The sequence below is a fragment of the Micromonospora sp. NPDC048842 genome (assembly GCF_040649935.1).
In the GTDB taxonomy this organism is placed as follows: domain Bacteria; phylum Actinomycetota; class Actinomycetes; order Mycobacteriales; family Micromonosporaceae; genus Micromonospora; species Micromonospora hortensis.
The window spans coordinates 1-20,430 of sequence record NZ_JBEZGK010000007.1; the positions used below are offsets into that span (position 1 = coordinate 1).

The 20,430-nt window shown below is 67.9% G+C and carries 16 protein-coding genes; 8 read left to right on the forward strand and 8 right to left on the reverse strand.

What is annotated here, in order from left to right; genetic code table 11:
• Positions 1-210: 210 nt before the first annotated feature.
• A complete protein-coding gene (locus AB0C19_RS11800; RefSeq protein ID WP_357183184.1) occupies positions 211-1,620 on the reverse strand; it encodes a sensor domain-containing diguanylate cyclase in 1,410 nt (469 codons plus the stop codon).
• Between the two features lie 200 nt (positions 1,621-1,820).
• Between AB0C19_RS11800 and AB0C19_RS11805 the strand changes: the two genes are divergently transcribed.
• Together AB0C19_RS11805 and AB0C19_RS11810 are read left to right on the forward strand one after the other, a co-directional pair.
• Positions 1,821-2,600, forward strand: a complete 780-nt coding sequence (locus tag AB0C19_RS11805) for a phosphodiesterase (protein WP_357183187.1) — start codon at positions 1,821-1,823, stop codon at positions 2,598-2,600.
• 9 nt (positions 2,601-2,609) lie between these two features.
• On the forward strand, positions 2,610-3,260 hold the full coding sequence (locus AB0C19_RS11810) for a histone deacetylase (protein ID WP_357183190.1): 651 nt from the start codon (positions 2,610-2,612) through the stop codon (positions 3,258-3,260).
• Between the two features lie 34 nt (positions 3,261-3,294).
• Here AB0C19_RS11810 and AB0C19_RS11815 read toward each other — a convergent pair whose 3' ends face one another.
• Positions 3,295-4,074, reverse strand: a complete 780-nt coding sequence (locus AB0C19_RS11815) for an alpha/beta hydrolase (protein WP_357183193.1) — start codon at positions 4,072-4,074, stop codon at positions 3,295-3,297.
• A gap of 297 nt (positions 4,075-4,371) precedes the next feature.
• Between AB0C19_RS11815 and AB0C19_RS11820 the strand changes: the two genes are divergently transcribed.
• A complete protein-coding gene (locus AB0C19_RS11820; RefSeq protein ID WP_357183196.1) occupies positions 4,372-6,078 on the forward strand; it encodes a bifunctional metallophosphatase/5'-nucleotidase in 1,707 nt (568 codons plus the stop codon).
• A 710-nt stretch (positions 6,079-6,788) separates the two neighbouring features.
• Here AB0C19_RS11820 and AB0C19_RS11825 read toward each other — a convergent pair.
• Positions 6,789-8,072 carry an MFS transporter gene (locus tag AB0C19_RS11825; protein ID WP_357183198.1) on the reverse strand — a complete coding sequence of 428 codons (1,284 nt, stop codon included), beginning with the start codon at positions 8,070-8,072 and terminating at the stop codon, positions 6,789-6,791.
• Between the two features lie 150 nt (positions 8,073-8,222).
• Here AB0C19_RS11825 and AB0C19_RS11830 point away from each other — a divergent pair, with 150 nt between their 5' ends.
• Positions 8,223-8,696, forward strand: coding sequence for a hypothetical protein (locus AB0C19_RS11830; RefSeq protein ID WP_357183201.1), 474 nt, complete (start codon positions 8,223-8,225; stop codon positions 8,694-8,696).
• 50 nt (positions 8,697-8,746) lie between these two features.
• On the opposite strand, the gene AB0C19_RS11835 is transcribed toward AB0C19_RS11830, so the two are convergent.
• The 4 genes from AB0C19_RS11835 to AB0C19_RS11850 all read right to left on the reverse strand — a co-directional run bounded on the left by AB0C19_RS11835 (position 8,747) and on the right by AB0C19_RS11850 (position 13,529).
• Entirely contained in the window at positions 8,747-10,420 is a 1,674-nt protein-coding gene (locus tag AB0C19_RS11835; protein ID WP_357183205.1) for a hypothetical protein, read from the reverse strand.
• 38 nt (positions 10,421-10,458) lie between these two features.
• Positions 10,459-11,283 (reverse strand): class I SAM-dependent methyltransferase, encoded by an 825-nt coding sequence (locus AB0C19_RS11840; protein ID WP_357183207.1) that lies wholly within the window; start codon positions 11,281-11,283, stop codon positions 10,459-10,461.
• A gap of 141 nt (positions 11,284-11,424) precedes the next feature.
• Positions 11,425-12,873, reverse strand: coding sequence for a hypothetical protein (locus tag AB0C19_RS11845; protein WP_357183210.1), 1,449 nt, complete (start codon positions 12,871-12,873; stop codon positions 11,425-11,427).
• The gene (locus tag AB0C19_RS11850; protein WP_357183213.1) at positions 12,870-13,529 is read right to left on the reverse strand and encodes a SigE family RNA polymerase sigma factor; all 660 of its coding nucleotides are present in this window, start codon (positions 13,527-13,529) and stop codon (positions 12,870-12,872) included. Before AB0C19_RS11850 ends, AB0C19_RS11845 begins: the two co-directional genes overlap by 4 nt.
• 461 nt (positions 13,530-13,990) lie before the next feature.
• Between AB0C19_RS11850 and AB0C19_RS11855 the strand changes: the two genes are divergently transcribed.
• The 4 genes from AB0C19_RS11855 (at position 13,991) to AB0C19_RS11870 (ending at position 18,816) form a co-directional block, all read left to right on the forward strand.
• Positions 13,991-15,391: a 3'-5' exonuclease gene (locus AB0C19_RS11855; RefSeq protein WP_357183216.1), complete on the forward strand. Its 1,401-nt coding sequence runs from the start codon at positions 13,991-13,993 to the stop codon at positions 15,389-15,391.
• Positions 15,388-16,062 (forward strand): DarT ssDNA thymidine ADP-ribosyltransferase family protein, encoded by a 675-nt coding sequence (locus tag AB0C19_RS11860; protein WP_357183219.1) that lies wholly within the window; start codon positions 15,388-15,390, stop codon positions 16,060-16,062. The genes AB0C19_RS11855 and AB0C19_RS11860 overlap by 4 nt, the downstream gene beginning before the upstream one ends.
• A gap of 29 nt (positions 16,063-16,091) precedes the next feature.
• Positions 16,092-17,783 carry an ADP-ribosylglycohydrolase family protein gene (locus AB0C19_RS11865; protein WP_357183222.1) on the forward strand — a complete coding sequence of 564 codons (1,692 nt, stop codon included), beginning with the start codon at positions 16,092-16,094 and terminating at the stop codon, positions 17,781-17,783.
• 511 nt (positions 17,784-18,294) lie between these two features.
• Positions 18,295-18,816 carry a hypothetical protein gene (locus tag AB0C19_RS11870; protein ID WP_357183225.1) on the forward strand — a complete coding sequence of 174 codons (522 nt, stop codon included), beginning with the start codon at positions 18,295-18,297 and terminating at the stop codon, positions 18,814-18,816.
• Between the two features lie 532 nt (positions 18,817-19,348).
• Here AB0C19_RS11870 and AB0C19_RS11875 read toward each other — a convergent pair.
• Positions 19,349-20,194 carry a GntR family transcriptional regulator gene (locus AB0C19_RS11875; RefSeq protein WP_357183228.1) on the reverse strand — a complete coding sequence of 282 codons (846 nt, stop codon included), beginning with the start codon at positions 20,192-20,194 and terminating at the stop codon, positions 19,349-19,351.
• Between the last annotated feature and the right edge of the window lie 236 nt (positions 20,195-20,430).

Below are 20,430 nucleotides of genomic sequence, written 5' to 3' on the forward strand. Positions count from 1 at the left end.
CCCGCGCTCCCGCGCTCCCGCGCTCCCGCGCTCCCGCGCTCCCGCGCTCCCGCGCTCCCGCGCTCCCGCGCTCCCGCGCTCCCGCGCTCCCGCGCTCCCGCGCCCGCGATCTTGCACTTTCTGTGCCGACATAAGGGGCCAGGGGCGACAGAACGACAACCGAAAGTGCAAGATCGGCGGGACGGGGGACGGCGGAACGTGGGGGCGTGGTTACGCGGCGGAGAGTAGGACGCCGTCTCGGCCTTGGCGTTTGACCGCGTAGAGGGCCTGGTCGGCTCTCTTCAGGGTGCGGTCGGGGGTTTCGCCGGGGCGGGGTAGCGCCACGCCCACGCTGATCGTGCGGCCGACGCGTCGGGCCGCCTCGGTGAGCCGTTCGGCGATCCGGACCGCCTCCTCCGGGCGGCTCACCTCGATCACCGCGACGAACTCGTCGCCGCCGATCCGGTACAACTCGTCGCCGTGCCGCAGCGCCCCCTCCAGCGCCCGGGCCAACCCGACCAGCACCCGGTCGCCGGCCTGGTGCCCGTACGTGTCGTTAACGGTCTTGAAGCCGTCCACGTCGATCGCCAGCAGGGCCGTACGCCCGGGGGTGGCGGCAGCGATCCGCTGCCCGAACGGGCCGGTGTGCCGCAACCCGGTCAGCGGGTCGGAGCTGGCCTGCTCCCGCAGCCGGGCCAGCGTGCGTAGCCGGTCCACGCTCGTCCAGGCCTGCCCGGCGAGCAACTCCATCAGGCTGACAGTGGTCGGGTCTGGGCGTAGCGCGCGTTCGTCGGCGACCAACAGCACCCCACCGGCGTCCGTTGGACCGACCGGCACGGCGACAAGCGTGCGTACCCCAGCCCGGGTCAACGGCCGGTAGTCCTCGGTGGGGGGATGCCCCGCCTCGCCCAGCGTGTACCCGGCGCCGTACCGGTGTGCCCGCTCGACCATCCGGTCCAGGGCGGCCGGGCCCGCCACGGTCAGCTCGGCGCGGATCCGGGTCTCCAGGTCGCTCGGCGTCGCCGGGGACGGGCCGAGCTGACCGCCGATCAGCAGTAGTGCGGTGGAGAGGGTGGAGACCTCCCGGGCGGCGCGGGCGGCGGCCCCCATCACCTCTCCCTCGGTCGGCGCGGAGGAGAGCGCGGCCGCATGCCGGAGCAGCTTCTCGCTGCGGCTCTCCGCAGGTGGGCCACCGACGGCGGCGATCCGCGCGCCGAGCCCGTCGGCCAGCCGCTGCGCGGTCTCCCGCCACGGCTCCAGGTCGGTCGGCTCACTCCACTGCAGGTCGAGTACGCCGATCGCCCGGCCCGTCGGGTCCAGCACCGGTACGCACAGCTCGGCTGTCACATCCGGGCGGATTGGCAGGTAGTCCGGGTCGACTGTGACGTCCGGGACGACGGCCGGAGCGCCGGTCGCGTACACCCGGCCGACGATGCCGGTCCGCGCCGGCACTGTGGCGAAGACCTGCCAGGCCCCGGTCGCGGCGACGCAGCGCAGGCGGTCGTGGACCGCGAGCAGCACGGAGATGGTCGCCGGGGTGTGGCGGGACAGCGCGGTGACCGTCCACCGACACGCCTCCGGCGTGCTCGACGCCATCGGCAGGCGGACGGTGACGTCACGGATGACTCGCTGATGATCCACTCGCACGTCGTTCCAGGTAGGGGAGGGGCTCGGCCGGCGCCGAACCGCTCGATCAAGCGTACTCACGGTGGCTGGGACCGGCCGGGCTTCGTACACACGTGCTATCCACAGGCTGTGGACGCAGCCTGTGGACACGTGGCCCCGGAGGATGCCGCGACCGGCGATAGCGTGGAGCATCCCGGCGCCGAGGAGGCGAGCCCATGCTCATCGCCCAGCTCAGTGATCCGCACCTGACCACCGGCCTGCTAGCCGCCGAACCGGCCGCCGGGTTGCACCGAGCGCTCGGCCGGGTGCTGGCGTTGCGACCCCGACCGGACTGCGTGGTGATCAGCGGCGACCTGGCCGACCACGGCCAGCCCGACGAGTACGCGGCGCTGCGCGAGGTGATCGGCCGCTTCCCGCTGCCGGTGCACCTGACCACCGGCAACCATGACGACCGGGAGTCCCTGCTCGACGCGTTCGGCGGCACGCCGTGGCTCGGCGGCGGCTTCTCGACCTACTACCACGTCGATCACGAGGCGGCGTCCGTCGTGGTGCTCGACTCGCTCGTCCCCGGCAGCGACGGCGGCCAACTCGGCGAGGAACAGCTCGGCTGGCTCGACGGGGTGCTGGCCGGGCGGCCCGAGGCGCCCGCCGCGATCTTCCTGCACCACCCGCCGGTCGCTGTCGGCATCCCCGCGGCGGACTCCATCCGGCTCGCCGACGGTGACGCGCTCGCCGAGGTGATCGGCCGCCACCGGCACGTCGTACGGGTCGGCGCCGGCCACCTCCACCGCCCGGTCACCACGGCGTACGCGGGCACTGTCCTCACAGTGGCGCCCAGCACGTGGAAGCAGAGCACGCTGACCATGAGCGCCGACGAGCAGATCGGTTGGGTAAACGAGCCCACCGCCTTCCTGCTGCACTCGGTCGAGGCCGGCGGCTGCGTGACCCACACCGTGCAGGTGAGCCACTCCGCAGGGCAGATCTGCGGCTTCTAAGGGGTCGTCATGCTGGCCTGGTACGTCTCGTACGGCTCGAACATGCACGCCGCCCGGCTGGGCTGGTACATCGGTGGCGGCTGCCCGCCCGGCGGAAAGCGGACGTACCCGGGCTGCCGCGACCGGCGCCCACCCAGCCGATCGACGCCCGTGTCGCTGCCCGGCGGCATCTACTTCGCCGGCGAGTCCGGTGCCTGGACCGGCGGCATGGCCTTCTACGACCCACACCTGCCGGGCGAGGCCGCGGCCCGCGCCTACCTGGTCACCCTGGAGCAGTTCACCGACATCGCGGCCCAGGAGATGTACCGCCCGCCGGGCGACACGACCGAGCTGATCCCGGCGACCGGCGCGGCCATCGACGCAGCCGTCGCCAACGGACGGGCCACGCTCGGCCCCGGGCGGTACGAGACGCTGATCTGCCCGGGCAGCCGCGACGGTGTCCCGATGCTCACCTTCACCGCCCCCGAGGGGGCGTCAGCAGTGCCGTGCCGACCTCCCGCGCCGATCTACCTCGGCATGATCGCCCGAGGGCTGCGCGAGTCGCACGGCTGGCCCGCCGAGCGGATCGCCACCTACCTGGCGGCCCGGCCCGGCGTGGCGGGCGCCTGGCCACCGGACGCCGTCGCTGACCTGGTCGACAAGGCGCTGGCCGACGACTGACGGCCGGCACGCGCCTCGTCGGCCGCTGGTGCTGTCAACCGAGCAGGAACTCACGCAGCGCGGGGGCCAGCGTCGCCGGCGGCACGTCGTGGTAACCGCCGTCGAGGCTCACGGACCGGCCGCCCGGAACGGCCTCGGCCGCCGCCCGACTCGCGTCCCGCAACCACTGTGGACTGCCGGTGCTGTCCACCCCGAGGGTGGGCGCGGTGATGGCCGCCAGCCGCTCGGCGGGGAGTCGCCCTCCGGCGGTGACGATCGCGTCGTACACCAGGGTGTGCGCGACAGCCGTCAGCCCACCCCACATCGGTTGCGACCGCATCCCGGTGATCTGCTCGGCCGGCAGCCCCACCGAGGCGCTGAGGAAGGTCTGCACCGCGCCGTCCCGGTCGTCGGCGGCGATCAGCTCGATGAGCTGCGGGGTGATGTCCTTGCGGACGCCCACGTGTGGGCCGACCTGGAACGGTGGCTCGAACATGACCAACTTGGTCACCGGCAGGCCCTGCGCGGTGGCGAGGGCGGCCAGGACGGCCCCGGAGGAGATGCCGTAGACGGCGGCGGAACCACCCGCCGCCGCGATCAGGGCGGCCAGGTCGTCGATCTCGCGGCCGACCTCGTACGGTGCGGTGTCGCCGCTGTAGCCCCGACCCCGACGGTCATAGCTGAAGGCGGTGAAATCCGGTGCCAGCGCCCCACCCAGGTCGCGGGTCGCGTTGCGATCGCTGAACGCGCCGCCGACGAGGACGACAGCCGGCCCGGCACCGATCCGCTCGAACGCGATGGGTGTGCCGTCGACCGATCGCACCTGCTCCGTCACGGGTGTCGTTCCGCTCACGATGCCGCCCCCACTCCTCGTTGGCTGTCCCGTCCTTTCTAGACCCTGGGTCCGACGTTGTCCGGCAGACCGCGTTAAACGATGATCGATTTCGGCCTCGGCGTACGCGCTGCTCCGATGGGCTGCCCGGGTCGACCGGTGGGCGTCCGGATGAGAGGCTGTCTGGGCGGGGGCCATGCGCAACCACCGTCATCCGCGACCCTTTCGACGGCGTCCGTCGGCGGCCCCGGTCGACCCAGAGGCCAGGCACCGTACGCGCCGATTCTCACGAGGAGATCCATGTTCATACCCGGGATGCGTCGGGCCGCTGTCGGCCTGACCGCGCTCGCGGTGGCCGCTTTCGGCGCGGTCGCCACCAGCCCTGAGCAAGCCGACGCGCGGCCGAAGCCGGTCGACGTCACCCTGCTCGCCCTCAACGACTTCCACGGCAACCTCGAACCGCCGAGCGGGTCCAGCGGCACCATCGCCGGGCAGACCGCGGGTGGCGTCGAGTTCCTGGCCACCCACCTTGCCGAGCTGCGCGCCGCGGCCAAGAAGAAGAACACCATCACCGTCGCCGCCGGTGACCTGATCGGTGCGTCCCCGCTGCTCTCGGCCGCGTTCCACGACGAGCCGACAATCGAGGCGCTGAGCATGGCCGGGCTGGACTACGCCAGCGTCGGCAACCACGAGTTCGACGAAGGCGCCGCCGAGCTGCTGCGCATCCAGAACGGCGGCTGCCACCCGGTGGACGGCTGCATCGACGGCACCCCGTACCGGGGAGCCGGCTTCCAGTACCTGTCCGCGAACGCCTTCAAGACCGCGACCGGCAAGCCGCTGATGGCGCCGTACGCGATCCACAAGGTGCAGGGCGTCAAGGTCGGCTTCATCGGCATGACCCTGGAAGGCACCCCGCAGATCGTCAGCCAGCAGGGCGTCGCCGGCCTCAGCTTCGCCGACGAGGCGGACACCGCCAACCGGTACGCGCGCGAGCTGCGCCGCAAGGGCGTACAGGCGATCGTCGTCCTGCTGCACGAGGGTGGCACCCAGGCCGCGACCGGCGGAATCAACGACTGCGTGGGCATGACCGGCCCCATCGTGGACATCACCAACCGGATGGACCCGTCGATCGACGTGGTGGTCAGCGGGCACACCCACCAGGCGTACAACTGCGACATCAACGGCAAGCTGGTCACCAGCGCCAGCTCCTTCGGTCGCCTGGTCACCGACATCGACCTGAAGATCGATCGCCGGAGCGGGGACGTCATTTCCGCCGCCGCGAACAACGTCGTGGTCACCCGCGACGTCGCCAAGGACCCGAGGCAGACCGCGCTGATCAACCGGTACAAGACCGTGCTCGGCCCGGTCGCCGGACGCCAGGTCGGCGTGACCAACGAGGCGATCACCCGGACTCAGGAAACCCTCTTCGGTACGAGTCTGGGCGAATCACCCCTGGGCAACCTGATCGCCGACGCCCAGCTCGCCGCCACCGACGACGAACAGAACGCCGTCGCCGCCTTCATGAACCCCGGCGGGGTCCGGGCCGACCTCGACGCCGGCCCGGTCACCTACGAAGAAGCATTCACTGTGCAGCCGTTCGCCAACAACCTGGTGACACTGGACCTCACCGGCGCGCAGCTCTACTGCGTCCTCGAGCAGCAGTTCGTCACCGGTCGGACCCTGTACCCGTCGGCCACAGTGGGCTACGTGGTCGACCCGAGCGGCACCACCGGTACGGTCGCCGACCCGTGCGCCGGCACCCGCGTGGTCCGGGGCAGCCTCACCCTCGGCGGCACCACAGTCGACACCGCCGCCACCTACCGGGTGACTGTGAACAACTTCCTGGCCGGCGGAGGCGACGGCTTCAGCGCCCTCACCGGCGGCACGAACCCGGTCACCGGCCAGATCGACCTGGACGCCTTCGTCGACTACCTGACCGCCCAGTCGCCGGTCTCCGCACCGACGCTGGACCGGATCCGCACCACCGCCGAGGTCCCCGCCGCCTGACGGCCGACCCTCGCGACATCGGGCCCCGGAGCACCAGCTCCGGGGCCCGACCCGTCCCCGACCCCGTCTGCCCGCGCCTGCACTTGTCCGTGCCCCTCGCGCCACGCGGGCCTGCGCCTGCTCGCGCCTGCACTTGTCCGTGCCCCTCGCGCCGCGCGGGCCTGCGCCTGCTCGCGCCTGCACTTGTCCGTGCCCCTCGCGCCACGCGGGCCTGCGCCTGCTCGCGCCTGCACTTGTCCGTGCCCCTCGCGCCGCGCCTGCCCGCGCCTGCCCGCGCCTGCCCGCGCCTGCCCGCGCCTGCCCGCGCTGCTCGCGCCTGCCCGCGCTGCTCGCGCCTGCTCGCGCCTGCTCGCGCCCCGCGCCTGGCCGCTTGTGCCTGCCTGCCGGCGCCGCCCGCGCCGCCCGATCTTGGTCCGGGGCGTGATCAATGGCGAGGTTAGTGAGGTAGATCCGCGCAACTTCCCGGATGTTGCCGTCTCCCGCGCGCCCGAGGCGCCAACTTCCGGGAAGTTGCTCGGATCTTGGCGCGCTCGGCGCTCGGCGCTCGGGGTGCCGGGCGCGGGGTGCGGCGCTCGGGGTGCCGGGCGCGGGGTGCGGCGCTCGGAGTGCGGGGTCCGGGGTCCGGGGTGCAGGGCGCGGGGTGCGGCGCCCGGGGTGCGGGGTGCGGCGCCCGGGGTGCAGGGTGCAGGGTGCGGAGGGGGTGTTCGAGGTCAGGCGGCGGCGGGCGTGGGCGTGGGGGATGCCGGGGTGGTCGTCGCGAGGCCGTCCTGCTCCGTGGTGAGCAACCGGCGCAGGGAGAGCGCGACCAGCGAGGCGACCAGGCAGCCGCCGACCACCGTCGCCACCCAGACCATGCCGTTGGCGGCGCCGATGAGCGGGCCGGCGGTCACTGGGCCGATCACACCGCTGATTCCGAAGATCATCGAGCTCATCGCGTTGTACCGGCCGCGCAGCTCGTCGGTGGCCAGCGCGTTGGTCAGTGCGGGCATCACCGGGGACAGCATCGTCTCGCCGAAGCCGAAGATCGCCGAGCAGAGCACCACGCACAGGGCGGCGAGCACGGCGTTCTCGGCACTGACCAGGCCGGCCGCGCCGAGGACCAGCCAGGCAGCGGCGAACACCGCTCCCACCACTGCCAACGCCCGGGTGCGGCTGCGCCCCTCGATCCGGCGAATGACCAGCAGTTGCGCCAGCACGATCATCACGGTGTTGGCCGCGAGTGCCCAGGCCACTACCCGGGGGTTCACCTCGGCCACCCGCACCGCGTACGCGGCGAAGCCCACCTCCACCTGCGCGTAGCCGCAGGTGGTGAGGATCAGCCCGAAGATCACCAGTCGCCGGAACGGGCGGTCGCGGAGCACAGTCAGGTAGCCGCCGGGCGACGGCTCGTCGACGCCTCGACGTTTGCCGAGTCGGTGGCCCACGCCGGGCAGGGTGAGCAGGATCAGCGCCGGCATCAGGTAGGTCACCGCGTCCAGCAGGTAGATCGCCTGGAAGGTGCCGGGTCGGGCGGTGTCGACGATCGCGCCGGAGGTCATGCCACCGATGCCGATGCCGAGGTTGAGCAGGGCGAAGTTCAACCCGAAGACGCGTTGCCGCTCATCGTCGTCGGTCAGCGACGCGAGGATGGTGTTCTGCCCGGACCAGATCGCCGAGCTGCCGATGGCGATGACCGTCATCACCAGCAGGGCCGAGCCGGTCGAGTGGACCAGCGCCAACGACCCGGTGCCGATCGCCTCGATCAGCAGGCAGGGCACCACCACCCGGCGGGCGCCGATCCGGTCGATCAGCGTCCCGCCCAGCGGCGAGAGGGCCAGGGTGACCACGCCGTACCAGCCGATGACGAGCCCGGCGCGGGTGTCGGTGAGCCCGCGTACGTCGGTCAGGTAGATGAAGAGGAACGGCAGGGTCAGACCCCGCCCGATCGCCGACAGCAGTGTGCCGAGGAGGATCCGGCGAGCTTCCGAACGGCGGGGCAGGGCACGACGCAGCATGCCGGCATTCTGTTCGGTGGGTCTGACGCCGCGCGAACCGTTTTGGCCACGCCTCGCGGTAATCGGGGCCGACGGGTGACCAATCCCATGATGATCCACTCGCCGTGGTCGCGGTCGGTCGGTGTCCTCCGGGTCTGCGATGCTGGCGCGATGACCGGCACCTGGCGACATCTGCCCGCTACCGCCCGCGCCATCGCGTTGACCGCAACGACGGCCGTCGCCGCCGCCCAGGCACGCGACGGTCAGGCGTACGACGAGGCGGTCGGCGGTCTCGCCGCGGACGAGCGTTCCGGCCTGGTGCTCGGCGCGGTGGTCCGGTTGCTGCTGGAGGAGAGCCATCCGGACGGGTTGACCGGCGACGACATCCGCCAGGTGTTGACCCGCTGCGTGCAGGAGTCGACGCGGTGGCGAACGGATGTCGACCCGCACGTGGTGCTCGTCCTGCTGGCCGGAGCGCTGGGCGTATACGACCCCGAGGGCGACGAGTCAGCGCCGGACGCGTCGGCCCTGGCTCGACACGCTCCGCTGCTGGTGGCCGACCTGTTGGCGGCGACCGGCGCGCCGTTGGACGGCTACCTGGCGGCCGCGTTCGCCGAGATCGAGCGCACCGAACGACAGGACTGACGAACGGGGGCGGCCACATCGATGTGTGGCCGCCCCCGCATCCGGGTGGGTCAGGAGGCGGAGGCCGCCACCTCGAAGGAGTACCAGTTGGGGTAGTCGCTGATCGTGCCGTCGCCGCGTACGGCGTAGACGGTCAGGTCCACGTACCCGATGGCGGTCGGCGTCCAGGTGATCGTGGCCCGGCCGTTCGCGTCGGCCGGCACCTCGGTCGGCTCGGCACCGTTGAAGCTGTACTGGTAGGCAGTGGTGTCCGTCCAGCCCGGCGGTGGGGAGAAGGTGAAGGTGCCCTCGATCCCCACTCCGCCGACAGCCGAACCGTCCGGCGAGGAGTAGACGTCGGACTTCACCCCGGGGCCGGGGTAGAAGGACGTGGACCAGTTGCCCTCCGGGGAGACGAACCCGTTGTCACTGCGGCTGCGCACCTTGAGGTGGTGTCCGTTCGGGTTCGTGGCGACGAAGCTGAAGAAGGCCGTGCCGTCCTCCTGGGCGTCCCACGTCTCCGGCGTTCCCCCGTCCAGGGTGATCTGGTAGTCGCGGACGCCTGTGATACCTGGGGCCGGGACGAACTTCAGCAGCACTTCCTGCCCCCACTCGGGCGTACCGTTCTCCACCCTCACCTCGGGCTCGACCCGCGGCACCAGAGTGCTGTACTCGACGGTCTCGGAGACGTTGCCCGCGAGGTCGATCGTGCGGACGCTCAACCGCTGCGACCCGGAGCCGATCAGATCGATCGTCACGGTCGCCGTACCGCCGGGGGTGTTCGCCCGCACCGATCCTGACTGGGCCAACGGGTGGGTGCACTCCAACTGGCCGTACTCGCCAGTGGCCGAGCAGCCGTGGCCGCCCAGGCTGCGCCACGAGTATTCGAAACCGGCAACGTCCTTGTCGCCGTTCCCGGAGAAGGTGAAGACCGGCGACACGCCGGTCGGCACCGCATCGCCCGTGCTGTCCTGCGGGTAGTTGGCCGAGGTGATGGTGGGCTCGCCGGGAGCGCTGCGGTCGTGGGTGAAGAAGCACTTCTTCGACCAGGGCGAGTAGTCCGCACCGTCGGTCACCCGGGCCTGCCAGACGTAGGTCTTGCCGTCGGCGAGTGTGCCCTCGGGCAGGTTGACCCGGTTGGCTCGGCCGGTGAGGCCGTGCTCACCGGTGAACACCTGGCGAGCGTCCGGGTTGGCCTTCGGCCAGATGGCGACCTCGGTCTTGACAGCGCGCTCGTCGTACTCGTCGGCGTCGCTGCCGACCGCCTCCAGGATGCCGGCGAACCCGCCGATGCGCGGATACGGCGTCAGTTGGGTGCAGGGCAGACCACCGTTGTACAGGTGGGCGTTGTCGATCTGCGGCACCGAGTTGAACTCGACGTTCAGGTCGACGCTGCGGTACGGGTGCAGCCGCCGGCTGTAGGACGCGTCGCTCTCGTACTGCTCCGGCACCCGGATTTCGAAGGTGATGTGACGCTGCCGGTGTGCCACCGCATCCTGCACCGCCGCGCCCACGTCGAACGTGATGGTGGCTCCGGGGCAGAACTGCACCGGAGTGAGGACCTCGCCGAGCTTGGCGAGCGGTTCGGGTGCCCGGTTCCAGGTCGGCGTCGTGGTGACCGGCTTCGTACGCCAGATCTCGACGGCACGCTTGCTGCAGTCGGCGACGGTGCGTTCCTCGACGAACACCTTGCCGCCGTAGATCTTCTTGCCTTCGTAGGCGGCGAGGTCGAAGGTGGCGTACACCCGCGAGGTGTGGCTCTTGCCCTTGTCGTCCTGCCAGGTCAGGCGGGAACGGTGACCCGCCGCGCCACGACCTCCAGGTATTCCGCTGGAATCCGCACCGTGCCGTCGCTGGCCCGGTTGTGTGTACGGGCCAGCTCCACCAGGTCGGAGTGCAGCTCAGGTCGGCGCTCCTCGGGCAGTGTCTCGAACGCCTTCAACGTCGGCCCGTAGTTGGCCCGGAAGAAGTCGGCGAACTCTTCAGGGGTGCCGAAGCGGAAGACGAACTCCCGGAGTACCGCCCGCAGTTCACCCACGGCCACGCCGAGCAGTTCGCGGACCCGACCCTCGTCGCCCCACTCGACCGGCGGGCGCAGCCCCGCCGGTGGCGGCACATGCCGCCCCACAGTGCGGAACAGGTCGCCGATGAAGCCCTGCGGCGTCCACGACGCCAGCGCCACGGTGCCGCCGGGCCGGCAGACCCGGACCAGCTCGGCCGCCGCCCGCTCCTGGTCCGGCGCGAACATCACCCCGACGACGGAGAGGACCGCGTCGAAGGACCCGTCGGCGTACGCCAGGCGCTCCGCGTCGCCGGTCACGAACGCGACCGGAAGCCGTTCCGCGGCGGCGCGGGCCTGGCCGCGTTCCAACAGTTCGGGTACGTAGTCGACGCCGGTCACGACGCAGCCGCAGCGGGCGGCGGCGATGGCGGCGTTGCCGGACCCGGTCGCCACGTCGAGCACGCGGGCGCCGGCCGACAGGTCGGCGGCGGTCACCAGAAGCTCGGAGATCGGGTGGATGAGCGCGGCGACCGCGCCGTAGTCACCGCTGGCCCACGTAACCTGCTGGCGTGCCTTCACGGCGGTGAGATCGGGTGCGATGGTCATCGGTGGTCCCCCTCGGACGGTGTGGTGTGCCACTGACGCTAGGGGCGGCAGGCCCTCGGGGGATCGGTAGAAACACCTATATTCGCAGCTGAAGGCCGGCCAACGGGGTGTCATACGTGCCGGTGGTCGTCCCGGACGCGATCACTCCTGGTTCCAGGTGTTGGTAGCCGGTGTCCCCTGGGCGCCCTGCTTGGACACCTGGCCGCTGGCAATCGTCCCGCCGGCCGCGTCGAGCGCCTCCACGACGAGGCCCGCGCTGGGGCGGGGCACCTGCATGCCCGTCCCGGAGCCAGTGACGGCGCTCCGCGCCACCTCCTGCCCGTCGCGCAGGACACGCACGGTGGTGGCGGCGGCCGGCGTCACCACGAGCAGGGTCTGCTGACCCTCGCCACCGCCGTCGTCATCGTCGATGGACACGGCCAGCACGCCGGCGGGATCGGTCGGGTCGGTCGTCGCGGTGAAGGAGGTGCCGGTGCTGAGCACGCCGTCGGACCGTGGCTGATCAGGGGCGATCGACACCTCGCCGACCCAGTCGCCGCCCACAGTGGGAGCGGCCAGGACCGTCACCTGGCCGTCCTCCACCGACGGCTCTCCAGCGGCCGGCGACGTGTCGGCCTGGCCGGTAGACAGGCCAGCAATGTGGCCGCCCCACACCACGCTCGGAAGGGCGGTCAGGCGGTAACCTCCCGACTGGGCCCACTGGTACATCAACTCCCGGGCACTTTGCTGCTGGACACTGCCTCTCACGCGGGACATCGCCGTCGCGAACTGAGCGTCGGTGATCGGCTTGGAGGCCAACGAACCCGGCCCGGGCATTATCTGACGGGTCACCGCGCCGCAGTCGACCCGCCACCACTCGGGCCGGTGGGTCTTCGCGGTACGGACCAGATAGGACCCGGTCGGCTCCGGGGCCCACCGGAAGGTGTTTCCGTCGGGCAGCGGTGAGCTGAGGAAGACACATCCGGCCGGGGCGAGGGCCACGTGTGCCGCCTCCGCGTCGTCCACGGCCAGGCTCTCGTAGGGTTCCAGAGCGTCGCTGACCGACCTGGTGGCGGCGGTGCTGGCCAGTTCCTGGGCGCTGGCACCCTTGTCGGCGACCAGCCACACCGCGGCGCTGGGCCAGCCGGTGACCGGATCGGGCTGGTTGCGGACGAAGGCGGCGAGCGCGACCCGGTGGTCGTCCACGTCGTCGGCGAAGAGGATCCTGACCCCGCTCACCGGCACCGTCAGGCGGGAGAACTCTCCCCGGCGTTGGGCGGCCAACAACTCTTCGGAGAGCTGAGCCACGAAGCTGCTGTCCCCGGCGACGGCACCGCGCGGCGGCGACTGGAGGAGTCGGTCCGACCACATCAGCACTGGTGCGTTGGACTCGGTCGGGTCGGCCGGTAGCGGCTGGGTGGTCCGGCCCGGGCTGACGATGGCGAAAGCGGTGCTTCCCACGGAGACCACGAGGGCCAGAACCAGCCCGCCGAGGCGTCGCTGCCGGCTCCGTCGGTATCGCGCCCTCGCTCGGCCGTACGGGTCCGGCTGCGGGGTCAGTGTCCTGCTCAGCTCGGCCAGGGCCTGGCTCAGCTCATCGTCGACAGTCATGGCGTTACCCCCGTCATCTTCGTCGTCCCGGTCGGTGCTGGATCAGCTGACGCTGATGTCGGAGTCGGGCACTGTGCCGACGGCGGTGCGTCCGGTGCCAGCGCCAGGCGCAGGCGAGCCAGGCCCCGTGATGCGCGACTCTTTACCGACCCGACGGAGCAGCCGAGAGCGGCAGCAACCTCCGCCTCCGGCAGATCGACCACGTACCGAAGCACGATCACCGCACGGGTACGAGGTGTCAGCGTCCGCATCGCCTCGTAGAGAGCGCGGCGTTCGGTAACCGTCTCGGTCATGTCCCGGGTGGGCCGCTCGGGGAAGAACGCCGTCACCACCTCGTGCATCCGGTGACGGCGCCAGACGCTGATGTGCTGATTGATCATGACGCGCCGCAGGTAGGCCATCGGGTCGTTGACCCGCCGCCACCGACGCATCACCTTCACCAGCGCGGCCTGCACCAGATCCTCAGCATCCTGGGTCGAGCCGGTGAGGTGGTACGCCACGCGCAGGAGATCCATGTAGCGCGTCTCGACGAACTCTCGAAAATGCTCGTCGTCAGCTGCCATAAGCCCCCGCCTCGATTGGTTACCTCTCACGACTCCGTCGAGGGTCGAAAGGTTGAAGGCCGGCGGCAGGCGGCGAAACTGGCCGAGGGTCATCGAGGGTCGCCAGGGATGCGGTCGCAGTTGGGGACCTGGAGCCGCTGCGGACCGTAGATATGCCGGAGGGCACATCCATGAATCGGATGTGCCCTCTTGCCTCTGGTCGGGGTGGCCGGATTCGAACCGACGACCTCTTCGTCCCGAATTACGTCCGGTCACTCGATGGACCTCGGGTTCCCGCAACACGTGCAGGTCGTGCCGTTGGTGTGCGTTGGTCTAGACGCGACGCTGACGCCGCGTTTTCCTAGATCATCTCCCAAGATTCTCCCCGTAGTGGTCGGTCTTGCCGGCGAGACGAGGCTCTGCGCCCCCGCCTGCCGAGGCCGTAAGCCAGCAGGTTTTAGCCCATGAGTCAAGGCACGTGGCGCGATCTACTGTGTCTGCTGGCCGACACGCCGAAAACGCCTTGCCCGTCTCGCGGGCTGCACTTAGCCGGTCAGTTACGAGATGATGTCGGAATGCCCTCGAACCTTCCCGAGCCGGTCGGCGAACAGAAGAACGTCGTCTACCTCAGGGACAGCGGCCACGTAGTGGTGCTGGGCACGGCCGGCAGTGGGAAGACGACCATGGCGGTCACTAGGGCTATCTGGCTGGCGGACCATGCTCCTGAGATTGCAGGTCCAACGCTGCTAGTGACCTTCAACAAGGCACTCGTTACATACCTGCGGAAGACCGTGCAGGCGCGGAGCCCGAACTTGGTGGTAGAGAATTACCACTCTTTCGCGAAGGGCTACCTGGCTTACCGCAACCTCATGGGTCGCAGAGACATCGTCGACAGCGAACGACCTGCGATGATGGAGCGGGCGATTGCCGAGGTGCAGCGGCGGTATCCGGGCGTCGGGGTACTTCGGCGACCTCTACGGTTCTTTGAAGACGAGTTTCTCTGGCTTGCCGGCCACGGAGTGACCGACGAGCAGACCTACATCAAGGCAGATCGGATAGGACGCGGGCGTGCCCTAGGGCCGGCTGACCGTCCATACGTTTATGCCGTGCGAGAAGAGTACCGACGTCTGCGTCGCGAGGCAGGGAAGCGATACGACTGGGATGACCTGGCCCTTGCCGCCCGAAAAGCGTTCGAGGTAGACAACACCCCTCGCCGATACCGACACGTAGTGGTCGACGAGGGTCAGGATTTCACCCCGGAGATGATTCGTAGCCTGGCGGCGGCGGTTGGGCCGACCGGAACCTTGACGTTTTTTGGCGATTACGCGCAACAGGTGTATGGACGTCGGTTGTCCTGGAAGAGCCTCGGCTTGAACGTCCGGGGCGGCGGCGCCGTTCATTTTGAGCAGAATTATCGCAATACTCCCCAAATCGCCAGGCTTGCAGTAGCTCTCTCGAATATGCCGTTCTTTCGCGACGAGGTCGATCTGGTCGAGCCGAGGATTGTGAAGGCTGATGGCCCCCTTCCGGTTCTCCTGGAATATCCCGACCGACAAACGCAGTTCAGGGAGGCGGTCGAGCTCGCGCGGCGGCTCGGACGATCCATGACAGTGGCAGTGTTATTCCGTAAGCGTAAGCATGACGCGGAAGTCTCTGCTCAACTTCCACTCGCTACACGGCTCCATCGTCAACTATCGACCTGGCCGCTAGGGCCCAACGTCTTCTACGGTACGTATCACGCGGCGAAGGGTCTTGAATTCGACGCCGTCATCATTCCGTTTTGCGATCACGACTTGTTGCCGGACCCAGTTGAGGTAGCTGCGCACGGACCGGATGAAGCTATGTCTCGTGAGGCTCGCATGCTGTACGTTGCCGTGACTAGAGCCAAGGTTCGCTTGCACATCATGTACTCGGGCAAGCTGACACCGCTGTTGCCCTCCGATCCAGCCCTCTTTCAGAGGACAGCTCCGAGATGAGCGTCGCGAAGCTAGCCCGCCAACAGGGAGCCACGCGTCTATGCCACTTTACGCCAGCCCGTAATTTTGCACAGATGCTTACAAGCGGTCATATCGAGGGAACTGCCGAGTTGACCGCCCAGGGTGCCGCCTTCAAGCAGAATGATGAGAGAAGACACGATGGCGGGCTTTCTGAAGTGTGCTGCTCCCTTGAGTATCCGAATACCTGGTACTTGGACAAGGCCAGGGTGAGAGACCCGCATTTTCTTGATTGGCTGATCCTAACGATCGATCTAGCGGTGCTGGACCTCCCAGGAGTTGGATTTTTTCCGTACAACGCCTCTCGAGGCCACGGGAGCGCGAGAAAAACCGGTGTAGACGGCTTTATGGGGATGTTTGCGCAGACTGTGCACGGTCAGCAGACGCGGAGCCGGCTCAGAGCGCATCCAGCCTGGTGGCCCACTGACGACCAGGCAGAGATTCAGGTTCCGGGTCCCATCTCGATCTCTCTTGTCCAAGCGGTGATCTACAGGACAGACCAGCAACGGCTTACGGAAGTGGCGCGACATGCCATGTTGCGCCCGCTTCACCCTCTTCCGCCGGCTATCGTTGCACCGACGCTGTTCGATAAGCACGCGCTCAGTGCGTCCGTCCGGCGAGGTGAGCGCCCAGCCGAAAGACCGATCCCATGAGTGTCGGTGGTATCTGGCAGAGTGAACGTGTGGAGCACCGTCAGGAGTCGCGACTGGAGGGACTCCTGCTGGCCGTGGCCGTGGGGGACGCTCTGGGCTGGCCCTTTGAGCGTCGTGCCCGCCGGTTTGATGACAGCGAGGCCGCTCCGACGGGTCCCTTCATTCGGTGGGAGCGCGACGCTGGCAACAGGTTTCGATCGCTGCCCGAGGTGATCGAAGCAGGCGAGTACAGCGATGACACTCAGATGGTCATCTCTGTCGCGCGAGCGCGTGTAGCGGCTGGGCGTGACTGGCTGTCGTACCTTCGTGCCGTTGAGTTGCCGTTCCTCCTTGCCTACGAACGGGGAGCTGGCGCAGCGGTCAAGCGAGCCTGTAGGGCCTGGGCCGCAGGCACGCCGCCTTGGGAGACCGGCGCAAGCCTCGACTCTTATTTCAAGGCAGGGGCGAACGGAGCGGCGATGCGAGTTGTGCCGCACGTGCTTTGGCATCGGCACACGCGAAACTTCGATGACCTCGCTGGCGATGTGGCAGAAGATGCCATCTCGACACACGGCCACCCCCGAGCGATTATTGGCGCGCTATTGCACGCGTTCGCGCACTGGATAAGCGTCGCGCAGCCTGCCCCTATCCCGTACGGGTGGCTTCTCAGTGAATTGATTAGCCGGAAGAATGAATGGTCGCGGATCCCCAGCGCACTTGCACAGAATTCGGAATGGACAGAAGCGGCAGAGAAATCCACAGGCGGATACGCGGCCCTTTGGCGCAGCACAGTCGATGAAGCAGTGCAGATGCTTACAACTGCTGATGCTGCGACTGATCCAACTTCACTGGAAGCTCCAGCGGACGTTATGGCAGAGCTGGGGGTGTCGCGGGGGCGTGAAACAGGATCCGGAACTATCTCCGCTGTGGGAGCAGCCTATCTAGCAACATACAATGCGGCGGCCCCAGACACCGGCTTACAAACAGCAGCTCGACTAAAGGGTGCTGATACCGACACACTTGCGTCGATGACCGCTAGCCTACTTACTGCGGCAGTTGGCGCAGAGTGGATCTCGCCATACCGCCGCCAGGTCCAGGATGCGGAAATGCTGTACCGTCTTTCAGCGGACCTCCTTGAAGGCTCGCAGTCGCTGCCGATGCCGATACCTCCCCGGCGGGTATTAGTGCGAATGCAGGAACGCATACTGCGCGCAGAGAGGGGTCAAGTAGTCGAGATGCCCGGTGGTCGCGCAGGAAGAGTGTTAGAAGTACTCCAAATTGAAACCAAAAAAGGCGTGGCCCGGCGGTTAAAGGTAAGAGCTAACGACGGTCAGACGATGTTCTTTCTGTCTTGGCCGAAGGAACAGCCGATCGCTGAAGCGCGCCAGGACATATCCGTCGTGCGCGTCAGGCGTCGCAGTGCGGCGGTCATTCATGGGGTCGACATATTCGTGCGGGACCTTAGCCGTGCTCGGCAAGTGCTTGAGGAGCTATTGAATCTCCAGCCTGATGGGTCCACGCCCCGCTGGGTTCGCTATGGCAACACTGTCCTTAGAGGTGACCCCAACGTTGGAGACAAGGCCCCAACATTCAACTTGCGGGTTCAAGTATCGGCAAGCTCTGACCTCGCATCAGCAGCTGAACGAATCGGGGTTGAAGTGGAGCGGGACTTCGACCCGCAGGGATCAATTCGCCTCCGAATCGAGCCTGGTTTTGTGATAATCGTCAGAGACGTGCCGTAGCTACTGCGCCAGGGATCGAACGGTGGATCAATGAATCCCGCCTCAGTTGCAGGGCGGTGCTTGTCTGGAAGAACATCACCCGCGCCCCCGCCTCCGGAGGGGGGGGTGCCCCTCCAGCTTGCATACCGGCCCTGACCTGGGCCAGCACGCGCCATAGCGCGACGGCGCGGGCAACTTTGGCACGGATATGGCACAGCGGCTCACTCTGGCGGCTCTGCCGACCTGCTCGGTTGCTCGCGCCACTGCCCGCCGTCGGCGAAGATGAGCCGCTGAACCATGCGCCGCGCCTCGGCCTCACTGCCGAAGTTCCAGCGCCGCGCCTCGCCAGTCTCAGAGCTTCCCGACCTAGCCACGACGTGCCATCGAACCTCGCGAGCAAGCCAGATGTCACGACGCGTCAGCCGGCCCCATGATCCGTTCCACCACCGCCCTACCTGCTCCCTCACAACGGCAGATCGTACAGGCGTTCGAAGGCCCCACGAACCTTGATCGGCTTAGTAACCTCGGTGCCATGATCGCGCGACCCCGCCTCCCGCGCTCGTGGCCGGTACGACTCGCGATCATCTTCGCCCTTGTCGCCACGGGATGCGTGGCGGTGCCGGCGGGATGGGCAGTCGTGAAAACAGCACAGGCCGGCAAGGGTGAAGCCGACCCCATAGCCGCCGCAAACGCGTACCTACTGGCGGCTTTCGCCGAGTACGGAGACGGCTTCGGTATAGAGCGCTGCCTGTGCGATAGCCGCCGTGACGACCTGCTTGAAGAAACAAGACGGATGCGTGAACAGCTCGTGGCGACCGGCAGGAGTATCAAAGTAGAGTCGGCCGACTGGAAACAAGTCGACGGAGACGGCACCGTCTCGGCGAAGATAAATCTTCGCTTCTCCGAAGTTGATACGAGTGGTCGGCCCATATTCGTTGTCGGCAAGGGTCACGAATGGCGCTTTAAGACAAAGCAGGAGCGAGGCATCGATGGTGGCTGGAAAGTCTGCCGCATCGACGCCCCGCCGCTTTGTGGTACGCACATCCGCTGTTAATTGCGAGCGTACGGTTTGCCCATCGCAAGCAGTATCTTCCCTGCGGCACTATCAGGATCGGTGATCCCGGTGTCAATGCGCAAATCCGCCTCTACGCTTTCGGTGCTATCCCACACGCTCAATCGGGCGGGTACGTCCCCTGTGTTCCGTCCGCGCATCCGTTGTTCGGCTATGTCTCGGGCGCACCAGAGATGCACAACTAGCCAAGCGATGGAAAGACCCGCATTCTTCACAGCTTCGATAGCCGCGCTTTGTCCGAGGTGTAGCACCGGCACCCCGGAAGCCGAGTGCCTCGACAGGCCGGTGCGATCGACCGCGTAAACCGCACCATACCTACGGTTCTCCCAAACGATTTCGCCTCTACCGGCTAGGTCTGCCAGTTCCGATTCGCTGATCATTCGATAGCCCTCGGTGCGCCCACCGCCGACCTTCAGCCGCCTAAAGAGTGAGCAGCGCGTGTCGGCCCGGCGAAGAGCGTGCGTCACCGTGTCTTTGCCTGCGGCGGGCGGTCCGTAGAGGATGATGCCGGCCCTCACTGCTCGGCCTCTCCGCCCATAACCTCACGAAGAAGCGTCTTCGCCTGGGCCTTAAGCGGTGCACCAGAAATGCAATTGTTGATGAGCATGTGCGGGACTGATGGCCTGAAATCCAGATTGATCCGGCCAAGATAGCCATTCCAGTCGGCGAGCTTTGCTGCATCACGGGCAGCCCCCCGACGCCGGATATAGGTCTGCATGCTTCCTTCGTCGCAGTAGACCCAGACGAACGTGACGGCCGCGTTCTTGTCGACAAAGGATGACCGGGTGCGATCTAGCCAAGCTGGGTCGCCGAATTCGGCGATGAAAGGCGCGGTAATGATGGCGCTGTTGCCGCAAGCGACGTTTTCGGCTGCGGCTTCCATCAGGGCCTCGTATTCTCGCGGCCTCAACAGCTTTAGGTACTGCTCGGATTCCCGGTCATGCGGGGAGAGTCCAATAAGTTCTAGCGCAGCCTCTAGGACCGGTCGAGTCAACGTGTCCTTATCCAGCATCGCCCAGCCGGTTTCGCGAGCGAGTATCCGGCCCAGCTCGGTTTTGCCGCTGCCTGCGTAGCCTCCGACGATCAGAACGCGCGGAGATTGAAGGCGGATCTCGTTTTTCTTTGACTGTTCTGGAGCGTGTACCACGCGCTTAGAGCGAGATTTGCTAACCACTAGCCCTTCTTCGGCCAGTACCCGCATGGCTTCGGTAATGGTGAAGACGCTTACGCCCCACTGGGCGGCAAGCTCACGCGTCGAATCAAGCACCTGACCATCACGAAGCGCACCCGACTCAATGTCGTTGCGGATGGTTCGGGCCACCTGTTGATGCAGCGCCTCAGAGCGATCAGGGGTGGGCATGGCAGTCCTCTCGCGGGCAGGCAGGAGCACGGGAAGCCTACCAGCGGCCTATCAGATGGTAGGCCGCCTGCCCGCTGTTGTGGCAGCTCAGACGCGAGTTCAGCCCTAACAGTTGACCTGGATGCATATCAGTTGTTAGGTTGCCTACGTCACACCCCAGCTGGCGACTTCACAGCCGGCGGAGGCGGCTACGGCTGCACCGCTCGTGAATCTGTGGACCGCCGTGGCGCATGGCT